Source organism: Tuberibacillus sp. Marseille-P3662 (assembly GCF_900178005.1).
Taxonomy (GTDB): Bacteria; Bacillota; Bacilli; order Bacillales; family Sporolactobacillaceae; genus Marseille-P3662.
On record NZ_FXBS01000003.1, the window covers coordinates 65,058 to 87,342 of the forward strand.

19 protein-coding genes, 2 pseudogenes and 1 riboswitch are annotated in these 22,285 nt (G+C 41.6%); of the genes and pseudogenes, 18 read left to right on the forward strand and 3 right to left on the reverse strand.

Features of this window, described 5'->3' with window-relative positions:
- The first annotated feature begins 2 nt into the window (after positions 1-2).
- The 9 genes and pseudogenes from B9Y89_RS18910 to B9Y89_RS01785 form a co-directional block, all read left to right on the forward strand.
- Positions 3-152: a hypothetical protein gene (locus B9Y89_RS18910; protein WP_176222065.1), complete on the forward strand. Its 150-nt coding sequence runs from the start codon at positions 3-5 to the stop codon at positions 150-152.
- 5 nt (positions 153-157) lie between these two features.
- A complete protein-coding gene (locus B9Y89_RS01760) occupies positions 158-1,720 on the forward strand; it encodes a sodium:solute symporter family protein (protein WP_085521002.1) in 1,563 nt (520 codons plus the stop codon).
- A 24-nt stretch (positions 1,721-1,744) separates the two neighbouring features.
- Positions 1,745-2,008 (forward strand): SDR family NAD(P)-dependent oxidoreductase, encoded by a 264-nt coding sequence (locus B9Y89_RS19250; RefSeq protein WP_254901156.1) that lies wholly within the window; start codon positions 1,745-1,747, stop codon positions 2,006-2,008.
- A 34-nt stretch (positions 2,009-2,042) separates the two neighbouring features.
- A complete protein-coding gene (locus tag B9Y89_RS19255) occupies positions 2,043-2,483 on the forward strand; it encodes an SDR family oxidoreductase (protein ID WP_254901172.1) in 441 nt (146 codons plus the stop codon).
- A 103-nt stretch (positions 2,484-2,586) separates the two neighbouring features.
- Positions 2,587-3,411, forward strand: coding sequence for a 3-keto-5-aminohexanoate cleavage enzyme (locus B9Y89_RS01770; protein ID WP_085521004.1), 825 nt, complete (start codon positions 2,587-2,589; stop codon positions 3,409-3,411).
- Between the two features lie 116 nt (positions 3,412-3,527).
- The gene (locus B9Y89_RS18915) at positions 3,528-3,689 is read left to right on the forward strand and encodes a hypothetical protein (protein WP_176222066.1); all 162 of its coding nucleotides are present in this window, start codon (positions 3,528-3,530) and stop codon (positions 3,687-3,689) included.
- Between the two features lie 193 nt (positions 3,690-3,882).
- Positions 3,883-5,067, forward strand: a complete 1,185-nt coding sequence (locus B9Y89_RS01775; RefSeq protein ID WP_085521006.1) for an acetyl-CoA C-acetyltransferase — start codon at positions 3,883-3,885, stop codon at positions 5,065-5,067.
- 200 nt (positions 5,068-5,267) lie between these two features.
- Positions 5,268-6,207: pseudogene (locus tag B9Y89_RS19640) on the forward strand (IS110 family transposase).
- Positions 6,208-6,611: 404 nt separating this feature from the next.
- A pseudogene (locus tag B9Y89_RS01785) lies at positions 6,612-6,779 on the forward strand (enoyl-CoA hydratase); the annotation flags it as partial.
- 57 nt (positions 6,780-6,836) lie between these two features.
- Here the strand turns inward: B9Y89_RS01785 and B9Y89_RS01790 are convergent.
- Together B9Y89_RS01790 and B9Y89_RS01795 are read right to left on the reverse strand one after the other, a co-directional pair.
- On the reverse strand, positions 6,837-7,565 hold the full coding sequence (locus B9Y89_RS01790) for a GntR family transcriptional regulator (protein WP_085521008.1): 729 nt from the start codon (positions 7,563-7,565) through the stop codon (positions 6,837-6,839).
- 333 nt (positions 7,566-7,898) lie between these two features.
- Positions 7,899-8,996, reverse strand: coding sequence for a tartrate dehydrogenase (locus B9Y89_RS01795; RefSeq protein ID WP_085521010.1), 1,098 nt, complete (start codon positions 8,994-8,996; stop codon positions 7,899-7,901).
- Between the two features lie 349 nt (positions 8,997-9,345).
- Here B9Y89_RS01795 and B9Y89_RS01800 point away from each other — a divergent pair, with 349 nt between their 5' ends.
- From B9Y89_RS01800 to B9Y89_RS01845, 9 genes are all read left to right on the forward strand, one after another.
- The gene (locus tag B9Y89_RS01800; RefSeq protein WP_085521012.1) at positions 9,346-10,617 is read left to right on the forward strand and encodes an SLC13 family permease; all 1,272 of its coding nucleotides are present in this window, start codon (positions 9,346-9,348) and stop codon (positions 10,615-10,617) included.
- A gap of 362 nt (positions 10,618-10,979) precedes the next feature.
- Positions 10,980-11,963 (forward strand): oxidoreductase, encoded by a 984-nt coding sequence (locus B9Y89_RS01805; protein WP_085521014.1) that lies wholly within the window; start codon positions 10,980-10,982, stop codon positions 11,961-11,963.
- Between the two features lie 110 nt (positions 11,964-12,073).
- Complete coding sequence (locus B9Y89_RS01810) at positions 12,074-13,027, forward strand: aldo/keto reductase (RefSeq protein ID WP_085521016.1); 954 nt, start codon at positions 12,074-12,076, stop codon at positions 13,025-13,027.
- Positions 13,028-13,399: 372 nt separating this feature from the next.
- Complete coding sequence (locus B9Y89_RS01815) at positions 13,400-14,371, forward strand: AAA family ATPase (RefSeq protein ID WP_085521017.1); 972 nt, start codon at positions 13,400-13,402, stop codon at positions 14,369-14,371.
- Positions 14,368-15,627 (forward strand): DUF58 domain-containing protein, encoded by a 1,260-nt coding sequence (locus B9Y89_RS01820; protein WP_085521019.1) that lies wholly within the window; start codon positions 14,368-14,370, stop codon positions 15,625-15,627. Before B9Y89_RS01815 ends, B9Y89_RS01820 begins: the two co-directional genes overlap by 4 nt.
- Positions 15,614-17,830, forward strand: coding sequence for a DUF4129 domain-containing transglutaminase family protein (locus B9Y89_RS01825; protein ID WP_085521020.1), 2,217 nt, complete (start codon positions 15,614-15,616; stop codon positions 17,828-17,830). Before B9Y89_RS01820 ends, B9Y89_RS01825 begins: the two co-directional genes overlap by 14 nt.
- A gap of 32 nt (positions 17,831-17,862) precedes the next feature.
- A riboswitch (purine riboswitch) is annotated at positions 17,863-17,963 on the forward strand.
- A 128-nt stretch (positions 17,964-18,091) separates the two neighbouring features.
- Entirely contained in the window at positions 18,092-19,633 is a 1,542-nt protein-coding gene (guaA, locus tag B9Y89_RS01830) for a glutamine-hydrolyzing GMP synthase (protein ID WP_441351460.1), read from the forward strand.
- Between the two features lie 192 nt (positions 19,634-19,825).
- Positions 19,826-21,142, forward strand: a complete 1,317-nt coding sequence (locus B9Y89_RS01835; RefSeq protein WP_085521024.1) for an NCS2 family permease — start codon at positions 19,826-19,828, stop codon at positions 21,140-21,142.
- Between the two features lie 393 nt (positions 21,143-21,535).
- Entirely contained in the window at positions 21,536-21,814 is a 279-nt protein-coding gene (locus B9Y89_RS01845; RefSeq protein WP_085521028.1) for a hypothetical protein, read from the forward strand.
- On the opposite strand, the gene B9Y89_RS01850 is transcribed toward B9Y89_RS01845, so the two are convergent.
- Entirely contained in the window at positions 21,811-22,233 is a 423-nt protein-coding gene (locus B9Y89_RS01850) for an Hsp20/alpha crystallin family protein (protein ID WP_085521030.1), read from the reverse strand. The two genes, B9Y89_RS01845 and B9Y89_RS01850, sit on opposite strands and share 4 nt — an antisense overlap.
- Between the last annotated feature and the right edge of the window lie 52 nt (positions 22,234-22,285).

Here is a 22,285-nt window from a genome sequence, read left to right on the forward strand (position 1 = left end):
TAATGATCGTTGCATTAATGATCTGGCTGGTTATTATTATATTTGCGTTGGTGTTTGGAACTTATTTATGCTACAGGATTGAAAAACATGGAGTCGAACGCTGGGGAGCAACGGGCAGTCTTTTCAGATATAAACAGAAGGGAGGGGAATAAGTAAAATGTGGTACATAATCGTCCTATGTGTCTATGTTCTTTTTATAATTTGGACGTCACTGAGAAGTTTAAGACAGACTGAATCGATGTCCGATTTTACGACCGGGGGCCATCGAATGGGATTGTTTCTGGGTATTGGCACGACAACCGCTACGTGGGTGAGTGTTGCTTCTGTCATGGGGGTGCCGGGTTATCTGTACAGTAATGGCGTTTCGGCTATTATCGGCTGGGTTGGCGGCTGGTTTTTAGCCACTTCGTTAATTCCGGTAGTGGCTTATAAAATCAGAAGGCCGGAGCAACCGGCGCGAACGTTTCCGGAATATATTCATCTTAGATTTGAGCCTTTCAATCGTACGAGTCATTTAAGAACTATTGTTGGAAGTATTATGTTTATTGGGTATTTTCTGTTTGTACATCTTCAAGTCGTGGGCTTTGGAATCGTGTTTTCTACGATCACAGGAATAGATTATAAGTATGCAATATTTGCGTTTTTAATTTTCCTTCTTTTCACAAGTATCGGAGGATTCTGGTCAGTTGCAGCAACAGATACGCTCAATACAATATTAATTGTTATTGGTGTCATTTTAGGTGGTGGAGCCGTTTGGGCAGCTACAGGCGGCTTGCAGAATATCATGGATGCTTTATCTGTTACGACCAGCCCTACAAATGTTGGGGGCAAAGCTATTCCAGAAGGGTCAATGATGACGCCCCTGGGGACATTTGGTTTTGGGGCATTATTTGGTATTTTCATGTCAAATGCTGTTGGGTCAATCGTTTCGCCACATTGGGTGACACGAATGTTAGCCCCAAAAAATATAAAAGTAGCCGTGCTGCAGATAATGGGATCGGTGCTTGTATTGACTGCAATATTTATACCTCTGATTATTATGGGGCTTGGCGCAAAAACATTAATTCCGAGTCTGCCGGCTGACCAAACAACAGATTACATTATTCCAGTCATTGTACAGGAATACGCCCCTCCGATAGTAGGAGCGATGACACTGGTTGCATTGTGCGCGGCTGCTGTTTCTTCAGCGAATTCAATGCTGTTGCACTGTGCGACATCCATATACTATGACGTTTATTTAAATATTTTTAACGAGAAGAAGGTTAATGATAAAAAGTTTAATATGAATCTGAGAATTGGCATGTATTTCATCGCTATAGTAGCGGTTTTTAGTGCCATTCAGCCACCTTGGTTCCTGGCTATGGGCTACACCTACGTGTATGGCGGTTTCGGTGCTGTGTTCTTTGCTGTTGTTATACTGGGCTTATATTGGAAACGCATGAACAAGGCTGCAGCCTATGTTTCCATGCTTGCTGGGTTTGCAGTTTATATAGTTGCGCAAATCGCTGGTTCCTCAAATGCTTTTCTGATAGCTCTCGTAGCATCTTTAGTGGGTGTATTACTGGTTGTATTCTATACGAAAAGACCACCTGTTGAAGCATACGAGCCATATTTTAATGCTGAAATAAGCCAGTCGACCCATAATACGATCGTCAATTTACAGAGGAGCGATGCAAATACAACTGTGGATGAGGAAAAGATCGAGAAAAAAGATGCGTAAATTGCTTCTTTATGAGGTGGAATAATGAAATTATCTAATCAGACAGCTCTTATAACAGGTGGATGTAAGGGGATAGGCTATGCTACCGCAATTAAGTTTATAAAAGAAGGTGCTAACGTCGTTATTATTGATTTAGATGACAAAGATGTGGATGATGCTGTGGTTGGTTTGCAAAAGTATGGAAATCGGATAAAAGGATTTGCAGCAGATGTACGAATAAAACTTCTGTCGATGCTGCGGTTCAATTTACAAAGGATCAATTCGGGTCATCGATATATTAATCAATAATGCAGGTGTCGTGCAGGATGCACAATTGCTGAAAATGAATGAAGACCAGTGGGACAGTGTAATCGATGTCAATCTGAAAGGTGTCTTTATGATGACACAGGCTGCAGCACTGAGAATGAAAGACCAAGAGCGTGGTGTCATCTTAAACGCCTCTTCGGTGGTAGGCCTGTATGGAAATTTTGGTCAGTCAAACTATGTTGCTTCCAAGAGTGGAATTAACGGACTGACACAGACGTGGGCCAGAGAGCTTGGGCGTTACAATATCAGGGTCAATTCAATTGCGCCGGGTTTTGTGTTAACCGATATGATTAAACAAATGCCTGAGAAAGTCGTGAACATGATGAAAGAAATGTCTCTGTTAAATGATATCGGCAAGCCTGAGGACATTGCCAATGCTTACGCGTTTCTGGCTTCAAATGAAGCTGGTTTCATAACGGGAACAGTCCTGAGTGTGGATGGAGGGTTAATACCCTGAAAGGATTGAATTGATTTAAAAGCATTAAAAAGCAGCGGAAAAAATAGACTGTCAACTGTAACGAAAAACTATTATTCAATTAATTATTCTAGGAGGATTTACCATGGAAAAACTAATTATCACTGTTGCAACTACTGGAGCTATTACAACGAAAGAAAACACTCAATATATACCACTAACACCAGAGGAGATTGCTGATGAGGTGTTCAAAGCGTATAAAGCCGGTGCTTCTATCGCTCATATTCATGTCAGAGATGACAATGGTAAGCCAACCATGGATATTCATAAATTCCGTGAGACCGTTGATCTGATTAAGGCAAAATGTGATATTGTCATTAATTTAACTTCTTCAGGTGGACTCTATCTTAAAGAAGAAGATCGATTAAAGGTTTGTGAATTAAGTCCGGAATTAGCGTCGCTAGATGCTGGATCCATTAATTTTGGAAATGATGTCTTTGAGAATTCACCGCCGTTTCTGGAGAAGCTGTCGCAGCAAATGAATAAATACAATGTAAAACCGGAAATTGAAATCTTTGATTCAGGCATGATAAACAATGCGTTGATGCTTGAGAAAAAAGGTCTTATTCAACCGCCATTCCATTTTCAGTTTGTTTTGGGTGTACCTGGGGGTATGACAGCAACACCTAAAAATCTCCTGCATTTAATCGAAAGTATACCAGAGGGTTCCACATGGTCCACCATCGGTATCGGAAAACATCAATTGACCATGAATACAATCGCTATGGTCATGGGTGGCCATGTCCGTGTCGGTATGGAAGACAATGTGTATTACAAAAAAGGCGAATTGGCAACATCCAATGCTCAGTTTGTTGAAAGGATTGTACGGCTGGCGAATGAATTTGATCGGAAAGTTGCAACTCCATCTGAAGCACGCCAAATTCTCGGATTGAAACAACCTGTTCATTAATCGTTAATTTAAAGACATAACATTACCTTAGTGAAATCTACAGTGTCGTAGAAAATATAAATGACGTATCAGACAGTCTTGTGATGGATATCAGTACTGAAAGGAATGAAGCATTTATGCCGTTGTTTATTGTGTTAAATGATGGAGCCAGGCTCGATGAATCACTGAAAAAACAAATCAAGCAGCATATTCGTGAAAATTGTTTGCCCAGACATGTGCCAAATGGTATTTATGAGATTGCTGAGGGTTCCAAAAACGTTAAATGGCAAAAAGCTTGAAGTGCCTATAAAGAAAATTCTGATGGGATATTCGATTGAAAGGGCGGTCAATACAGGCGCACTGGATAATCCGGAATCGCTTAACTTTTTTCGTCCAGTTTGCAGACAGAATGTCATCACCAGGACTTAAAACTTAGACTGTTAATATCAATGTATGCGATCTAGACTCAAGTACAAAGAGGAGAGAAGAACCATGAAAGATGTTTACATTTTGGATGGGGCAAGAACCCCTTTTGGCAGTTTTGGAAAATCATTACGGAAGGTTTCTGCAACAGAAATGGGACGCCTCACCGCTGTCGAGGCCATGAAAAGGTCATCTGTAGAACCGGAGGAAGTTGATCAGGTTATTTACGGAAATGTCATTCATTCCAGTACAAACGCTGCATATATATCGAGGCATATTGCTCTTCATGCTGGTGTGGCACAAAAAACGCCTGCTTTAACAGTTAACAGACTTTGTGGATCCGGGCTTCAGGCAGTTGTCTCGGCTGCACAAAGCATACGGCTCAATGAGGGTCATACTGCGCTTGTTGGGGGCGCAGAAAATATGTCGATGGCACCGCATTCTGATTTCACAAGCCGTTTCGCCGGTGTTAAGTTAGGAAACTTAAGATTGGAAGACATGCTGCAAAGTGCTCTAACGGATGAGTACAATGGATGTGGGATGGGTGTTACAGCTGAAAACCTTTCAGATAAATATGGCCTAACACGCGAAGGGCAAGATAAATATGCCTATACCAGTCACCAACGTGCATCTCGTGCCATTGAATCCGGACGTTTCTCCGAAGAAATCGTTCCGGTCGAAATCAAAACACGAAAAGGTGTTCAGGTATTTGACCAGGATGAACATGTAAAAAAGGACACAACGCAGGAAGCGCTGGCTGCACTGAAGCCAACCTTCAAAATAGAAGGCTCTGTCACAGCTGGAAATGCGAGCGGAATTAATGATGGTGCTGCTTCCCTAATGATTGCAAGTGAAGACTATATCCAATCCGGATCGCAAAAGCCGCTTGCCAAAATTCTCTCCTGGGGAGTTGCCGGGGTGGATCCTACTATCATGGGGATTGGTCCTGCCCCATCTTCGAAAATTGCATTGGAACGTGCCGGGCTCGGAATAGAGGACATGGACCTTGTCGAGATTAATGAGGCATTTGCTGCACAATATCTCGCAGTTGAGAAAGAACTTGGTTTAAATCGTGATATTACAAATGTAAATGGTGGAGCAATTGCACTTGGCCATCCAGTTGGAGCAAGCGGATCAAGAATTCTTATGACACTTGCTTATGAATTGAAAAGACGCGGACTGCGTTATGGGCTAGCCAGCCTTTGCATCGGTGGCGGTCAAGGGATTGCGATGGTTATTGAAAATCAATTGTGAAAGTGAAATCACGCGCGTTGATCAACAAGAATTAACCAAGCATAATGTTTAAAACTACTTGTTTCACCATCAATCCTCCTGTAAGGAAGAAAACTTGAAGGGAAATCAGTGAAAATGAAAAGTGCATAAAAAAAGTCCCCTTGGACGATAGAGAGTGTCATGCATGACCTCGAATTGAGTACCGAAGGAGGACTTCTACAATGGATTTTACACAAAATAATCGATTAGCGCAAATTAACGAACAGACATTAATTATCGGGGTTGATGTGGCGAAACGCAAACACGTGGCCCGTGCGATAGATGATCGTGGTCGAGATCTTGTCAAACGGCTGGTATTCACCAATTCGCTGCAGGGATTCTTAAATCTTATTTGAATGGGCTGAGACCTTGTTCGAAAAATGCGCCGCCCCAACATCATCGTTGGGATGGAACCAACGGGCCATTACTGGCTGAATTTAGCCTATCACTTAAAAGGCCAGGCGTTTCAAGTGGTTGTCGTCAACCCGATGAGGGTCAAGCGATCCAAAGAACTGGATGATGACTCACCAACGAAAAACGATACAAAAGGTACCAAATTCATCGCCCAGGTCGTGCGTGATGGCCGTTATCATGAACCTACATTAACGGAGGATGTGTACGCTAATTACGGGAAAAAGGCTGCCCTTCATCTCTTGGAAAGAGGCTATATGCCAGAAGATATCCGTAAAACTTCGGAAGAAGATTTGCTTCTGGAAGTCAAAGAGGCTGCCAAACGCGGAGTGGGTATTAAACGCATAAAGGCCCTAAAACAGGCAGCTGAAGACAGTATTGGCCTCACAGTGGGATTACGCATGGCACGTCAGGAAATTCGCTATTTGATTGACCAGTATAAGGCTCTTGAAGAACGTCTAATCGCTCTTGAATCACAACTCGAAGCAATCATTCTCCACGTTCCGGGGTCCGATCAAATGATGGCAATTAAAGGCGTAAGTGCCATGACTGTGGCCCAATAATCCGTTAACAGGCAAACAATCGTTTATTGCGTTAAGCAGAAAACTCATCAAAATCTTTTATGTATTAGGTACACGAAAGTGTACGTTCAGTAAAGAACGCATGCTTCGTGATATCCCAATGATTTCGACGTTACAGGAAGCCGCTTAACAAGACGTACAGACATCGTTTTGAAACATCTTTTGTACAATTGAAACACGGAGAAGCCGGTCGTTATTTCATCCATTAGGGCATAGCCCCGCCAAAGGAGCATTTCCGGCATCCATTATGGTTAGGTCGAACGAAGGAATTTGCGCGCATAGACGCCGAGAGACATGGGATGGTCCACCGCCATGTAAAACGAGGTGATCCAAGGTGCGATGATAAGTCTAAATTATCCATTTAATGGTATTTTCCATTAAGGCTTATTCAGTCTCATGCCCGAGTTCCATATATATTATTAATAGGAAATAATAGGGCCACAAACAACTGTGGACTTTGATTGATCAAAAAGAAATATGGAGAAAAACGGCGAAATTCTAAGAAAACCTTAATTTAAAGAGGGAGGAATAAGGTTGTCCTTACAAGTAGGAGATAGGATTACATTTGAACGGACTTTTACAGCAGAAGATGTAAAATTATTCACTAAGGTTTCCAGTGATGAAGGGAGTCACCATATGACCCCGGATGAACAGGGAAAACTCGTCGTTCGGGGGTTATTAAAAGCAACTCTGCCAACAAAAGAGTCATATTAAGATATCTTAATGTGAAAGGTGAGAGATTGTTTAATTATGTTACGCCTAGAAATTAACGTCTTCTAAGGCCTTAGAAATCTCCAACAAAGCACGTCTACGGTGTGATTGCATCGCGAGTCTCGCTGCTTCTCCGTTTTGTGCTTCCATGCAAGCTATAATCGCTTGATGTTCGGTGACAGAGCGATATGGAACGGGTCTATCATTAATTGTATACAGTCTCGCCCGATAAAGTTGGTCAGAATGAATATCAATAATATTAGTTAAGCGGATATTATTAGCATACTTAATAATATCTGCATGAAATTGATCATCTAATAATGACCATTTATACAGGTTATTCTCGCTTAAACACTCTTTTTGTTGCACAATAAGCTCTTTTAAATGTTGCAGTTCATCTTCCGTTATTTTATTTGTTGCTAACTCAACTGCTAGACCATCTAAACTCTCCGTGACTTCATAAATTTCCTTCAGGTCATCTTCCTTAATTGGATTAATAATAAACCCTCGTCTTGGCACTAATGTAATCATTCCTTCAGTCTGTAAACGAACTAACGCCTCTCTCATCGGGGTTCGACTCATTCCTAACATTTCCGCTATTTCGCGTTCTAAAAATGTTTTTCCAGGAGCAAGCTTTAAGTTCTTAATGGCAGTTCGAATAATTTGATAGGCTCGTTGTGGTAATCGAGTTTCTTCAATATAATGCATAATTTCCAATAAATCTTCTTTTAAATAATTGGAACTGCTCTCTGAATTAATCTGATTTTTGCTTGACATAAAAAAAGAACCTCCATTTGCTCTATAAAACCTTTATAATGTATACCCTCCCTTGGTTAAGCATCCTATCGTAAACGCTACAGCCTTTAAACTGCAAATATGGTGATGATGGCCAAAGTATAGATAAGATTGAAAAATCTCTTAAGGGGTTTCTCTGGTTATTGTATAATAGACATCCTTCTTGGTAGGTAGTTATCTTTATAATACCAGAAAGATGTCTATTTAAAAATGTCTTCAAAGCCTCATTCATGCTATTTAAAACTTCTATGGCTAATAGTTTATATCTTGTTTTACTGTTAATTTTGACTGTATGAAAAATAAATTCCAAGAATATTAAGCTTTTTCATAAACATTTGATAGCTGTTCTAAAATAGAGTCTGTCATTTCTTTCGTTGAAGTACTTCCGCCTATATCTGCTGTTAAAAATCCCGATTTGGTTGCATCTTTAATGGCTTGATTAACAAAGGCTGCCTCTTCCTTTAAGCCTAGGTGGTCTAACATCAAAGCAGCACTTCCAATAGCACCGATTGGATTGGCTATGCCCTTTCCAGCAATATCTGGAGCGGAACCATGAACAGCCTCGAACATACTTGGAAATCTCCGATCTGGATTTAAATTTGCACTTGCCGCAATTCCCAAGCTTCCTGCTAATGCACTTCCGAGATCTGATAAAATATCTGCTAATAGGTTTGATGCAACAACTACTTCTAATTCTTCCGGATGCAGAACAAAATTAGCTGCCATGGCATCGACAAGCCACTGATCTGTTTCTACATCGGGATATTCCTTGCTGACTCGAGCGAATACTTCATCCCAAAGCACCATACCATATTGCTGGGCGTTGCTTTTTGTTACACTTGTTACTTTTTTTCTCTCCCTTTTTCGAGCTGTTTCAAACGCGTATCGTATAACACGTTCACATCCTTCTTCCGTAAATAAGGAAGATTGAACTGCAACCTCTTTTCCCGCACCCCTGCCTGTAAAGTTTCGTCCGCCGATACCGGAATATTCACCCTCCGTGTTTTCACGTATTAACACCCAATTTAATTTATCTTTTTCAGGGTGATTAAGCTTGCTCTCTACGCCTGGTAAAAACTCTACAGGACGAATATTAGCCCATTGATCAAAGCTTTGACAAATAGCTATTCTCAACCCCCATAGACTGATATGATCGGGAACACCTGGAAAGCCGACTGCTCCGAAATAAATGGCATCATGATCTTTTATTTGATCTAACCCATCATTTGCCATCATCTTTCCATTTTTTAAATAATACTCGCAACCCCAAGGAAAGTAATCGGTTTCAAAAGTGAATTTACCATTGGAATGTGCGGATAGAAATTCTAACACACGAATACCCTCATCAATCACTTCTTTTCCAATCCCATCACCTGGTATAACTGCAAGTTTAAAGTGCTGTGTATTTGTCATTCATTATCCTCCTCCTGTTTAATTTAATTATATTATCAATAACGTATACATTAATGTCAAGTATTAGTCTTTAATTCCTTAAATTCATTTTATTTTTAATCATATTTGACATAACGTATACATTGATGTAGTATAATTCTCATTAAAAGCGCTTTCAATATGGACTGTCGTTATTGGTGATATGACTTCTCTTAATTATTCCGGTCAATTTAGAGAAAGGTGATTCGCGAGGGTTTGAAAAGGTCGGACACAACGATTGATTATTAAATAAGTTAATTCTATCTTTGAAAATTAGATCAATAAAATGAAAGGGTTTTCCCCATATTTTGAAAGGAGAGGTGCTGTTTTTATGAGTTCTGAAATGATCACTTTAATTTTTCTATTATTCGCCATTGTTATGTTTGCGTGGGAGAAAATACCATTGGCGGTCACAGCAATGATTGTTGCAATTGGACTTACATTAACCGGTGTTTTAGAACCTTCAGAGGCTTTTGCTGGTTTTGTAGATGGAAATGTTCTTCTTTTTATGGCTATGTTTATTGTTGGTGCAGCATTTTTTGATACTGGAATGGCTCAGAAAGTAGGTGGATTTGTTACCAAATTTGCGAAAACAGAAAGACAGTTAATCGTTGCTGTAATGATTATTACGGGTTTAATGTCCGGGCTTCTTTCTAATACGGGGACTGCAGCGGTTTTAATACCAGTGGTTATTGGATTAGCTGTTAGATCTGGATTTGCACGTACTAGATTACTTTTACCGTTAGTGTTAGCAGCTGCAATGGGGGGAAACCTTAGTCTAATTGGCGCTCCGGGTAATCTAATAGCTCAGTCTGCACTTAATAATATTGGTGAAAGTTTTGGATTTTTCGAATATGCAAAAGTGGGTATACCTATACTGGTTATTGGTATTTTATATTTTAGTTTATATGGGTATAAGTTTCTTCCAAATAGGAAAGATGATTCTTCAGACACGGACTCTGTGTTTAATCAGACAATTGATTATTCGAGTGTACCAAGATGGAAACAAATTCTGGCAGTGCTCGTACTTGTGCTAACCGTTCTTGCGATGGTATTTGAAGAACAAATTGGAGTAGAGCTACATGTTTCCGCATGGGCAGGGGCACTGATTTTAGTTGCTACCGGTGTTATTTCAAATAAAAATGCAATAAAATCAATAGATATGAACACGATTCTTCTATTTGTAGGTTCACTCGCATTAGCTAAAGGAATAGAAGAATCTGGTGCAGGGGCGTTAATAGCAGATTGGTTAATCGGAACTTTGGGCAGTAATCCTTCACCATATATTTTATTATTTGTGATATTGACGCTCTCAGCATTAATGACAAATTTCATGTCAAATACTGCAACAACAGCACTCCTGGTTCCAATAAGCTTGTCCATTGCCAATGGTATTGGGGCAGACCCAAGAGCGGTTCTTATGGCTACAGTCATTGGGGGTTCTTTAGCATTTGCAACACCAATTGGAATGCCGGCAAATACAATGGTTTATGGTTTAGGTGGTTTCAAGTTTACAGATTATGTGAAAGCGGGGGCACCTTTAGTTATCGTTTCAATAATAGTAGCAATGATTTTGTTACCTATTTTCTTCCCTTTTTACTAGACATATCTCGTAGCGTTAGGATAAATTAAGGCTTTGTTTAACATGTATTTATTTTGTGCTTAGTCTTTAAAATAAAGCGTTGGCCGAACGGCCAACGCTTTATTGCTATTAATTTTAAATATAGTGACAATCTAATTAAAGGGAAGTTTTTTTGAAGTTGATCTCTTGCTATAAAGTGCACGTTAACCGTTATAATAAAAATACCTTGAACATGAAACAGATGGTAATTACCCCTTTAAATTAGTATGCCGTCTTCATATATGGAGAACCTGTGGCAAGAGGGGGATAGAATGGATCTCCTTACCATCATAGAGCCGACTGACAGCATAAATTTCTAATTAGTATAAAAGGAGTGACAGTAATTGAGTGAAAACATACGTCAAACACCTATTCATTCAGGCTTTGATGCTCATACAACTGCTGAGGAAGTCATTAAGGGTATAGATTTAACGGGCAAGGTTGCCATTGTCACTGGAGGATATTCAGGGATTGGTCTCGAAACGACCCGCGTTCTCGCAAATGCTGGGGCCACTGTTATTGTTCCTGTACGGACACTAGACAAAGGCCGTGAAGCGTTAAAAGATATCCCAAATGTAGAATTGGATACCATGGATTTAATGGACCCTGCCTCTATTGATGGGTTTGCTGAGCGATTTCTCGAAACCAACAGACCCCTCGATATACTCATTAATAGTGCAGGTGTGATGGCGCCACCTTTAAAACGTGATGACCGCGGGTATGAATCGCAGTTTTCCACAAATCACCTTGGACACTTCCAACTGACAGCAAGACTATGGCCCGCATTAGAGCAAGGCAATGCAAGAGTTGTGGCCGTTTCCTCACGCGGACACCGGCTTGGCGGCGTCGATTTTGATGATCCAAACTTTGAACATAAAGCATATGACAAGTGGAAGGGTTATGCTCAGTCAAAAACAGCTAATATCTTATTTGCTTTGGAGTTAGACAAACGCGGGAAGGCGTATGGTGTCCGAGCTTTTTCCGTTCATCCGGGTCTCATTCCTGATACGAGCCTTGGTCGAGACCTAACACGAGAAGAATTCGCTCCAAAGCCTGTCTTGGATGAGAACGGTGAACCTGTATCTAATGAACAACAAGCTATGGTCAAAACCATTGAACAAGGTGCAGCAACCAGTGTTTGGTGTGCTGTCAGTCCGCAGTTAAAGGGGTTGGGCGGTGTTTACTGTGAGGATGTTGACATTAGCAAAGCCGAGCCTGAGGATAGCTCAGAACCTGCAGGTGTACGGCCTTGGGCCATCAATCCTGAATTTGCAAGGCAGTTATGGACAATGAGCGAATCCTTAACTGGAACCCAATTTGACATCTAATTCTAAATGCAAAAAACATATAATTGGATAAAACAGCCTCGTTTCCTTATGCTTGTTATATGCTGTTAATTACCAATTGAAATAAACTTATATAAAGGATGGGTTAAAAGATGAAGTATGCAAACTTAGACAATGAAAAAATTCCATCGATTGCATTAGGAACTTGGTCTTGGGGAAACGGCGTCAATAGCGGAGAAGATATTTTTGGAAATAACCTAACAGAAGAGGATCTAAGACCTGTTTTTGAGGCAGCTGTGAACGCTGGATTTAATTTATGGGATACTGCTGCTGTTTATGGAATGGGAGCTTCAGAAACCATCTTAGGCGACTTTATTAAAGATCAAAAAAATCCCATCATTTCAACGAAATTTACTCCGGGTGTAAGTGAGGACACTATGGAGGAGTCACTGACTCAAAGTTTAAACCGCTTGGGCGTTGATCATACCGATATTTATTGGATTCATAATCCAAATGATGTAAACAAATGGACATCTGAACTGATTCCGCTGATGAAAAATGGAAGCATCAAACACGCAGGTGTCTCCAATCATAATTTGGAAGAAGTAAAGTTAGCGGCTTCAATTCTTGAAAAGGAAGGGTTACAGCTTTCAGCCGTACAAAACCATTATAGTCTACTCTATCGCTCCTCTGAAGATGCTGGAATCATTGACTGGTGCCATCAAAACAATGTTTTATTCTTTTCTTATATGGTTTTGGAACAAGGGGCTTTAACCGGAAAATATAATGCGCAAAATCCCTTTCAATCAGGGACGAGAAGAGGAGAGGCTTTCAATTCTGAGGTTCTGCTGAAGCTAGAAAACTTAATAGAGGTTATGAAAAAAATAGGCGATACTCACGATGCTGACCCCGCACAAATCGCCATAGCTTGGGCCATTGCGAAAGGCACCGTGCCTATTATGGGGGTCACCAAATCAAAGCATGTCGACGCAGCTGCTGAAGCAGTGGATCTTGTTTTATCGGAACAGGAAATCAATGACTTAGAAACTTCGGCAAAAGCAACAGGTGTTGAAATAAAAGGAGCTTGGGAGAATAGGATGCAATAGTAAAAACCGCAAGCTCCAACTGAAGTGTCAGGGAAAATTGAGGTGTGGGGTTGAAATACAATTGGGAGAGAATCTAAAGAAAGGTTCTCTTCTATGTGTTACCGCATCCTAGTATAAGGTTGATGATAAACGAGCGTTAATCTGTCAAAAGATTGCGCTTTTTTATCGTTCGATGCATTTAAAGGTAAAGAAGCTCTCAAAGTATGGATACAGTACCAATGTTTTTTGGAGTATGTCATCCCATTAATCTCCTTGCTACATGTTAAAATAAAAGTATGACTCTACCAATGCGAGTTTCAATTTGTAAAAATTCATGTTAAATTTTTATTATATGGTAGAATCAGAAAATTGGGATTGTCGTATAGGGGGCGTATGATAACCGTGGTATTTGATACATTAAATCAATCTATTGATAAAGTCATAAACAATGTTGAGCGGGTCATGATTGGAAAAAGGGACACGGCGAAGTTGGCACTTGTGGCGCTTCTTGCTGAGGGTCACGTTTTACTAGAAGATGTGCCTGGTGTTGGTAAAACGATGCTGGTTCGAGCGATTGCCAAGTCTTTGGGAGCTGAGTTTCGTAGGATCCAGTTTACGCCCGACTTACTACCGTCTGACTTAACCGGGATGTCGATCTATAACCAAAAAGACATGACTTTTGAATTTTATGAGGGTCCGCTCATGGGTAATGTCGTTTTAGCAGACGAAATTAACCGGACGTCACCAAAAACTCAGGCAGCTCTTCTTGAAGGTATGGAAGAAAGCAATGTAACGGTTGATGGTAAGACCCGTCAACTTGGTGAACCTTTTTTTGTGATGGCGACACAGAATCCGATCGAATATGAGGGGACTTTCCCACTTCCAGAAGCCCAATTGGACCGATTCTTGCTCAAGCTTAGTATGGGCTATCCGAATCATGAGGAAGAGCTTGAGGTGCTCAATCGCCTTGAGAGCGACCATCCCATTCACGCGATAGAAGCTGTTTTGACAACAGATGAGGTGCTTGCGTTACAACGCCAATCACGCCAAGTCCATGTGGATGAAGCCATCAAGAAGTACCTAATTGATATTGTGAGTGGGACGCGTACGCATCGCGATGTTTATCTAGGTGTCAGTCCGCGCGGTTCATTGGCACTGCTCAAGGCAGCCCAAGCTCATGCGCTTATTAATAATCGTGACTTTGTGGTTCCGGACGATATTAAGTTTTTAGCCCCTTATGTCTTGGGACATCGTCTTATTCTAAAGCCTGAATCAAAATTCTCAGGTGCCACCGTTGAGGAAGTTGTTGATTCCATTCTTAACCGAGTAAAGGTACCTGTATTAAAAGAGGATGGCATTAAATGAAAAAATGGCTCGCTAAGTACAGGACGATACTAAGTGTTATATGGGTTCTGTTCCTGTTTATGATCGCTTTTGTTTATGCCATGTTTCAAGGCGGGTTTGTAAGTTGGTTTGTGTTCTATAGTTTCCTGCCTGTCTTGGTGTACACCATTGCGATGGCCTCTTACTCTTTGAAAGACATTGACGTCCGCAGAGTCATTAAGACAGATGCATTGAATGCTGGAGAGACGATGAATGTTACGCTTGAAATTAGTAGAAAGCGGTCGTTTCCACTTTTTTATTTAGTTATTGAAGATCAATTACCTGAAGCATTGTTACAGCGGCCAAAGTCAGAGGATGCCCCTGTAGTCCAGCCAAAAGGATTATTCTCGTTAAATTTTCAGAAGCGTGCGGGATATGATTACAAGATAGCTAATGTGCCGCGTGGCGAATACACGCTTGAATCAGTCATGGTCAAAACCGGAGATATTTTTGGTTTTATTCAAAAGTCAAGGACGATTCGGGTTAAAGATGAGTTCATTGTCTATCCTCAGGTTAAAGAATTGGGTGGTTGGCTACCTCCTCATCAAAGTCATGGAGGCAAACATCGATCGAACAATCGCTTCGAGTTTGACATCACATCAGTATCCAGCGTTAGGGATTATAAACCAGGGGATCGACTCAGCTGGTTAGATTGGAAGACGACAGCTAAACAGAATAAGCTGGTGACCAAAGAATTCGAACATCCCTTGAATCGCGATGTTGTGGTGGTATTGGATGGTACATACCATCGTGATGGTGACGAAAGCTTATTTGAACGTGCGACCTCTATTGCGGCATCAACAGCTACGAAGGCTTTAAGAAGCGGCTCATCCGTCGGTCTCTTGTCGGTTGGGCGGAACAGCCGATTGATTCAGATGAATGACTATGCCTATCATCGCTACACCATTTTAAATCACCTTGCCCGGGTGCATCGTCAGGGGAATATCCATCCGGCCGGTGAGATAAGGAGATACTTATCTCAATTCCCGCCGCAAGTGTCTGCCATTTTGATTAGTCAGCGAATGGATGAACATATGGTCGGACTGCTATATGACTTTCATTCTCGGGGGATGGCGGTCGATTTCTTCTTTAATGTGAGTGGTGGACAGCGGTCGTTGACCGATTATGAGCAGCAGCACATTATGCGATTGCGATCCATGGGGCTTATGGTACATGTGATCGATCATGAAGCTTTTGACGCAGTTGTGAAGGCGGGTGTTGATCGTGCAACAAGTTAAATCTTCTTATTTTACACTAGTACTGTATGTCCTTGGCTTTTTGTTATATTGGGAATGGCTTAGGCCGCTAACTGCGATTACGCGTACAGCCAATGTTGAATATTTCGTTAGTTTCGCCGCACTGTCCTTTTTACTATCGTTTTTGCGATTGCCCATTTGGGTGAGCTTTCCAGCTAAATTGGTAGCCATGCTTTATGCAATCCATGTTCTGTTCTTTTTCAACAGTTCATTGCTAGACCCCCTTTGGGTAGAATTCTTACTTCAGGATATTCATAAAAACTTGTCTTTTTTGATCGAAGGTAATTGGGTAGGGATGACGAACTTGTTCCGGTCATTCCTGTTCTTTTTGCTATTATGGTTGGTCAGTTATTTAATGCATTACTGGCTCGTTCAGGCCCGTAAATTATTTTTATTCTTCTTTATCACGGTCCTCTATCTCACGGTTCTGGATACGTTTACGATGTATTCGGCGGAATCGGCCATTGTCCGAACCATGATTATTGGATTAATATTGCTTGGATTGCTGCGAATGATCAAGATTCAAGAAAGAGAGAAGGTTTCGTTTGCTAAAGGCCGTTTACCGGTTCCTTGGTTAGTAGCTTTGGTTGGCATGATATTGTTAACGTCTACGATTGGCTATGCTGCGCCAAAGGTAGGACCGCAGTGGCCTGATCCCGTCCCATTTATCCAGAAGGCGGCAAACGGTTATGGCGATGGCGATGATGGTGCTGGAGGAAGCGGAAGCATGCAAACGATTGGTTATGATGAAGATGATGCGCGGCTTGGAGGTTCCTTTACTATGGATCAGACACCGGTGATGACCACTTCTGTCCATGAACCGCACTATTGGCGAATTGAAACAAAAAGCCATTATACGGGTAAAGGCTGGACGACGGATGAAGCGTCACTGGATGCGATAAATCCTGATCATATCAATGATAACCCTTTGCTCGATATCTATAGCGATGGATTAAAGACAGAGACAAGGACGGATCGTGTTTCAATAGAAGTAGATTCATTTCCTCAGTTACCTTATGCAGGTGAGCTTACGCAGCTAAGTGCGTTATCAACAAAAGATCTCCGTGTTCATCCTAACTCAGGTAAATTACAAATGTTCGAAGACGGCGAAGCCAAGACGGAAAAAACTTATGAATTGACTTATAAATATCCGACGTTTCCTGTTAAGCGTTTAAAAGATGTGAATAAGGCTAATGATTCCAATGCCATCAGTGATGTTTATACACAATTACCGAATGATGTGCCCAATCGTGTGAGACAGTTGACTCAGGATATTACTAAAAATGCGGATAATCGTTACGATAAGGCTCAAGCTATTGTGAACTATTTTGAGAATAATGACTACCAGTATAGTACTCAAGACGTGCCTTATCCCGATCAAAATCAAGATTATGTCGCTCAATTTTTGTTTGAGTCACAAGTAGGCTACTGTGATAACTTTTCCACGAGTATGGCGGTGATGCTTAGGACGATTGGAATTCCGACGCGTTGGGTTAAAGGGTTTACTTATGGTGAATTTCAAGGCCGTGAGGATGAACGTGATGAATATCTTATCAGAAATGCTGATGCGCACTCATGGGTTGAAGTGTATTTCCCAGGAACGGGTTGGGTTCCGTTTGAACCGACGCAAGGCTTCAGTAGTCAATTCAATTATGTCGAGGATACGAAGGAATCGGAACAAGCCGAGCCGACAACAGCAACACCGGAATCCGACAAACCAGATAAACCTGAGCCGCCGAAGCCTAAGGATCAGTCCGAACAGCAAAGCAATCATTTCCTCGGATTGATTTTTGGTCATGGCGACGGGGGTTCCAATCCTTATATCAAATATATTATAGGAGTCATTATTGTCTTTACCATCGGTGTTGGGGTATATCTCTATCGTGCCCGGGGACGTCTGATACCGGCCTTGTTAATCAAGCGCTACCGGCGACGGACGGATGAACGTGCATTTGAGCAGGCGTTTCGACACTTGCTTAAATTGCTCAAACGCCGAGGTTATCGGAAAAAACAGAATGAAACACTACGTGAGTTTGCTATTCAGGTGGATCAATCACTAGGAACAGCGGATATGAAGACACTGATCCTTCAATATGAAAAATCACGTTACACCAAGTATTCGGATAATGTGTGGAATGAGAGCAAATCAACCTGGGAACAAATGGTGAATCGTTTGCGCCGTTGATAATGCCTGAAACTGTTGGTAGAATAAATAAGAAAAAAGATGTTACTTACCTTCATATAGCTTAAGAATAAGGCTTAAGTGTCTCTACCAGATTGCCTTAAACGATCTGACTATGAGGGTGGATGTCCAGTCTGTTAGATGTCCACCTTTAAAAGGTGGACATCTCGTTTTTGCACTTAAAGAAAGTATAAGTGTAAGTAAGGCTTTCGCTATTATTGTCTGGCGATAAGCCAAGTTTTCTTTAAATTGCTTTGATTTGGGGTGAGCCATTTGGAACATGATAAGATCATTGTTTTGGATTTCGGTGGACAGTATAATCAACTGATTACGCGGCGTGTGCGTGATTTAGGCGTATATAGTGAATTGCTCCCGCCGGATACGAGTGCTGAGAAAATGAAAGCGGAACAACCATCCGGCATTATTTTTTCCGGAGGACCCAATAGTGTATTTGATCCAGATTCACCGACGTGTGATCCTGAGATTTTTGAATTGGGAATTCCCGTACTTGGGATATGTTATGGCATGCAACTGATGAGCCATCATTTTGGTGCTAATGTGTCCAAAGCGGTCAATAGAGAATATGGAAAAGCCGCGATCCAAGCAACAACGAACCACCCGCTATTTCAAGGGCAACCTGAGGAGCAAACAGTGTGGATGAGCCATGGTGATTTAGTGGAAACAACGCCTGAAGATTTTCAGGTTTTGGCCGAAAGTCGGTCTTGTCCTGTAGCGGCTATGGGGCATAATAACAAGCCTATCTTTGGCGTTCAGTATCATCCCGAAGTCCGTCATAGTGAACACGGTGATGACTTGCTTCGCAATTTTGTGTTTGATATTTGTAACTGTGAAGCAACGTGGTCAATGGAGCATTTTATTGAAGACCAAGTTAAGGCGATTCGCGCGAGTGTTGGCAATCAAAAAGTGCTTTGTGCTCTAAGTGGCGGTGTAGATTCTTCAGTTGCCGCAGCTTTGGTTCACAAGGCGATTGGTGATCAACTTTATTGTGTGTTCGTTGATCATGGTTTGCTCCGCAAACATGAAGGGGAGAGTGTTGCCCAAACGTTCCGTGATGATTTTCAGATGAACTTCTTAAAAGTGGATGCTGAAGACCGTTTTCTTAACAAACTGGAAGGTGTTAGTGATCCCGAACAGAAACGGAAAATCATCGGTAATGAGTTTATCTATGTATTCGAAGAGGAAGCGGGTCAATTGGAAGATATCGCTTACCTTGTTCAGGGAACGTTATACACGGATATTGTTGAAAGTGGCACAGAAACAGCTCAAACTATCAAATCACACCATAACGTTGGCGGATTACCGGAAAAAATGGCGTTTGATCTCATTGAACCTTTGAATACGTTGTTTAAGGATGAAGTGCGTCGCCTGGGAACGGAGTTAGGGTTACCTGACACCATTGTTCAGCGTCAGCCTTTCCCAGGACCGGGCCTTGGTATTCGTGTTTTGGGTGCTATTACAAAGGACAAGCTGAATATTGTTCGGGAATCGGATGCTGTTTTACGTGATGAAATCAGTCGGTCAGGATTAGACCGCGATATTTGGCAATACTTCACTGTTCTTCCGGATATCCAGAGTGTGGGCGTCATGGGGGACGCTAGAACGTATGATCACTGTGTAGCGATTCGTGCTGTGACATCGGTTGACGGGATGACATCCGACTGGGCACGAATTCCGTGGGATGTTCTCGAACGGATATCGAACCGGATTGTTAATGAAGTTCCTCATATTAATAGGGTTGTGTATGACGTGACGTCAAAACCACCTGCTACGATTGAGTGGGAGTGAAATAGCGAACAATATAACGATTATATTATTATAATGTTCGTGATTAAAATTGACATGAACGAACCCCCTTGGTATAATGACACACGTGTTAAGGAAAATCGATAATGTTCGTAAATGGATGAACAAAATTTCGCTCTTATGACATTTTATTCGTATTTTGTTTAGGGAATTACAATTTGGGGGGTTCCATTCATGGGTTTCAGCCAAAAAGTCGCTCAGTATTTTGGCTTTGATGAACAACAAACAAACTATAAACAAGAGTCTGTTGCTGGGTTAACCACATTTTTTGCAATGGCTTATATTTTATTTGTTAATCCAAGTGTATTGGCCAATGCTGGCATGGATCAAAAGGCTGTTTTTGTTGCAACAGCATTAGCTGCTGCTCTTGGTACACTATTAATGGGCGTTTTAGCGAAGTATCCGATCGCTGTAGCCCCTGGTATGGGAATCAACGCTTTTTTTGCTTTTTCGGTGGTTGTAGGTCGAGGGATTCCATGGCAAACGGCTTTATCAGGCGTGTTTATAGCCGGACTATTATTTGTGCTGATTACAGTTTTCCGCATTAGAGAAAAGATTATTAATGCCATTCCTTTGAATTTAAAGTATGCCATTTCCGGTGGGATTGGCTTATTCATTGCTTTTATTGGTTTACAGAATGCTAAAATGGTTGTCCCTGATGAGTCAACCTTGGTCACATTTGGTGATATCACAGCTCCGGGTGTCTTGCTGACATCTTTTGGCCTGGTTGTTACGATTGTCCTCATGACGTTAAATATTAAAGCGGGTATCTTTTACGGAATGGTTGCTACTGCTGTTGTTGGTATGATTACTGGCGTTGTGCCAGTGCCGGGCGATATTGTATCAGCTGTGCCGAGCATGGAACCTACTTTTTTAGCAGCCTTTGAGGGCTTTTCCGATATTCAGATTACGGAACTCGTCACGGTCATCATCACCTTCTTATTGGTCGCGTTTTTTGATACAGCAGGGACGTTAATGGCTGTCGCAAATATTGGGGGATTTCTAAAAGGGAATCGACTACCTCGGGCAGGTCGAGCCATGCTTGCCGACTCCATTTCAATGGTTGCTGGGTCCTTATTTGGTACATCACCGACGTCCGCTTATATTGAATCATCTTCAGGGGTTGCTGCCGGCGGCCGTACGGGATTTGCCTCAGTCATTACAGCGGTATTGTTACTATTAGCGTTGTTTTTCTCACCGCTTCTAAGCGTGGTTACGAATGAAGTGACAGCACCAGCGCTGATCGTTGTCGGCGCATTGATGGCTTCATCTATTGGTAAAATTGAGTGGGATCATTTTGAAATTGCCATTCCTGCATTTTTGATATTGGTTGCCATTCCGTTGACTTATAGTATTACAACAGGGCTTGCGCTAGGTTTTATCGCTTATCCGATCACAATGATTGTGAAGGGGCGTTACAAAGAATTACATCCGATCATGTATGGCTTATTCATCATATTTATTATTTGTTTGCCATACTTGTCGGTTTAATAAAGGCTGTTTTCGTATAGACGGTTACTATTTAGACCGCACTCGTGGTTGAACAAAACTGCGTCGTACTATACCGCTCCGGAAATACACTCCGCTTTCCGCGGGTGACCCGTGAGCCTCCTCGGGCATACGCCCTGTGGGGTCTCACTTTGGCCACTAATCCCGCAGGAAGTGGTTTTCTTCCGAGGAGGCTGAAGCGTTGCCCGCGGAAAGCGACTGCCCGGAACGGAAATCAACAAGCACTAACTTCGCATTTTATAGCAAAACGGTCAATAAAAAAGGCATTCATCATTTTTTGATGAATGCCTTTTTTTGTTCCCTTTTCATGAAAACAAGCGGTTTCGTCCATATTAAGAATAAGAGAATATTTTATCATAAAAGGATGTGCTAAATATGGCGCCGCTTATTATTTCTGGTCTTTTTTGGCTTGTAGGTATTTTGGTTATGATTGGTGGACGTATTCTTTACATACAATTGAACCATACGCGTCACCATTTGAAAGAACATGCCGAGTCGGTTAAGCATCAAGACCAATCGAAAAGTTTATATTTAGGTATGGGTGAAAAGGCTCTTAATTTCACACCATGGTATGCAATCCGGCTGTTTTTCATAATTGTGGGCCTTTGTATCATGGCTCTCGGTTTTGTTGCGCTTGGCTTTTATCCAGTCTAGTCCTTGGGTTCAACGATGATTTCGTTCACTTCTTCTTCTTGGATTTTTTCTAACGTAACCGTCAGCATACCCGTTCTATAATGAGCATCTAGCGGTTTGGTTTTAACGGGGGACGGGAGCTGAATGGTGCGTTTAAAGGGTCCTTTTTTGAGTTCTTCTTTGACCATTTGTTTATCGGGAAACTCCATATGGCGCTCGCCTTTTATCACTAAAGACTGGTGATAGACATACATATGCAGATCTTCGGTACTTCGAACACCTGGAACTTGCAGTAAACAAATGACTTGAGTGTCAGATTCGTATAAATTGACGGGCGGCCAATCCTTTGTAAACATATCTTGAAAATCATTTAAGAAATCTTTGCCTAGAAAATCGCTGACTGAACGTCTCCATTCCTTGTATTTTTTGTGTTCGTCCATATTTATTTTCACCTCTCAAAAACATACTATGGGCTTTTATCATATATGTGCG